At 31.4% G+C, this 1764-nt stretch carries 1 protein-coding gene; it reads right to left on the bottom strand.

The genetic code is table 11. The features are described 5' to 3' along the window. Positions 1 to 438 precede the first annotated feature (438 nt). Positions 439 to 1764: glycosyltransferase (locus A5883_RS04525; protein WP_176323949.1), on the bottom strand; the 1326-nt coding region annotated here is incomplete at its 5' end.

The following is a 1764-nucleotide window of genomic DNA, read 5'->3' as shown; positions in this document are numbered from 1 at the left end:
AGAATATTTGAGTCAAATATATCATCCGCATGAGCATTAGTAGGGAGCATTAGTATAGCTACGAACATACATACTTTTAGTAATTTTATAAGTACTTTTTTCATAATACCTCCTTGAATAATTAAAACTAAATTTGATAATCCTATTAGATGCTTACTTTTTAAATTGTACCATAAAACAAATCAAGGCTATAGATTCTAAATAATTTATTTTATATAAATTCATCTGCAATCTATGACTGTCTGGGATTTTATTTCTAAATTCCTTTCAAATTGGTAATTTAATGAACACTCTTTCAAACAACTCTACATAAAAAAAACCTAAGACAGAAAAACTCTATTCTGTCTCAGGTTAAATTCAGTAGTTATACATACCATACTACTTAGTATATGCTGTTACATAGTTAGTTATACCAATCAGTGATTTATGAGTGTTATTCTATTCAATCAATGCATAGAAGCGATTTAATGCGTCTTGATTGTATTGATCCACATTTAATGATGAAGGAATTTTTTCTCCAGCCAAATAGCGATTCATACCGCCCACTAGCCCCTCAACACTATTGTCCACTATCATTCCATTTTGATCTTCCAAAACAGAAATATTTCCTGGAATATCCGTTGCAACAACTGGAATTTGAAGTGCTAGACATTCTAGCAAAGTCATTGGTTGTCCTTCGTGATTTGAAGGAAAGACGAATAAATCACACTTATCTAGTATCTCCATTGCATGTACGGTTTGCCCTACAAAAATAACATTTTTTTCTAAGCCCAATACATATGCTGTGGTCTTAAGTTTTTTCTCTTCTTTTCCAGAACCAATAATATAAAGCTGGTGCTGATCATTTGATTGCATCATAATTTCTTTAAAAGCAAACAATAGTTTTTCTTGATCTTTTTCAGGAGATAACCGACCAATTGTCACAAAGTTTTTGGCATTCTTAGTAGGAGCAGTCACTCCTACTAACATATTTCTTCCAAACTCACTAGCTTCTTCAATAATTAACTTTTCTTCCCCTAGAACCTCTTTGATTGATAGTTGGGGATTATTTCGATGATTGAAAAGGTATTCCTTATCCAATAAATTTGGAACATAAACAAATTTGTCATTTGAAACAAATTTCGAAAGATTTTTTTTGTTCTGTTCCATTGTAAGTTTACCAACGGATGCAATATAATCAAAGTATTTATAGAATTCGAAAATAGTGGTTAAATTTTTCTTATGAACGTATCGACCTTCTACAACTTTATCAAACTCTGCCTGCATGTCATTATGCTGATAAATAATTTTTCTTTTCGCTTTAGAAAATGCCATCATATATGACCAGAACGGAGCGTATCCGCCAAAATCAATAGCTCTATCAACTTGAGTATTCCCCAAAAGCCGTTTCCATTCTCTAGCTACAAATATCTGATGTGTTTTGATATCTTCTACAGAAGAACGGTTAAATAATCTATTATACTTAATCCACTCTGAATAAGTAAGACTTAACCCATTATTTCTATAGACAACATGTGCTTTCTCCGATAATCTACCAATATTTGCCTCAAATTCTTGGTTAACCTTGTTTTTATCAACAATGATTAGATTGTACTTATCATAATCAAAATTTTTGCTTAGATTAATTAAAGAAGAGGTAATCCCATTATTTAATAGCCCTCCGCCATATACAACAACATTCGGTTTGTGATTATCAAAAGAGCGAACATTAACAGCATTATTTCCGTTCATTATAAAGTTTATATACTTCTCTGTTACGTGACC

Source organism: Enterococcus sp. 5B3_DIV0040, from assembly GCF_002140755.1.
Classification (GTDB): domain Bacteria; phylum Bacillota; class Bacilli; order Lactobacillales; family Enterococcaceae; genus Enterococcus_D; species Enterococcus_D casseliflavus.
Note: the sequence above shows the minus strand (reverse complement) of the source record. Positions and strands in the feature narration are given on the sequence as shown.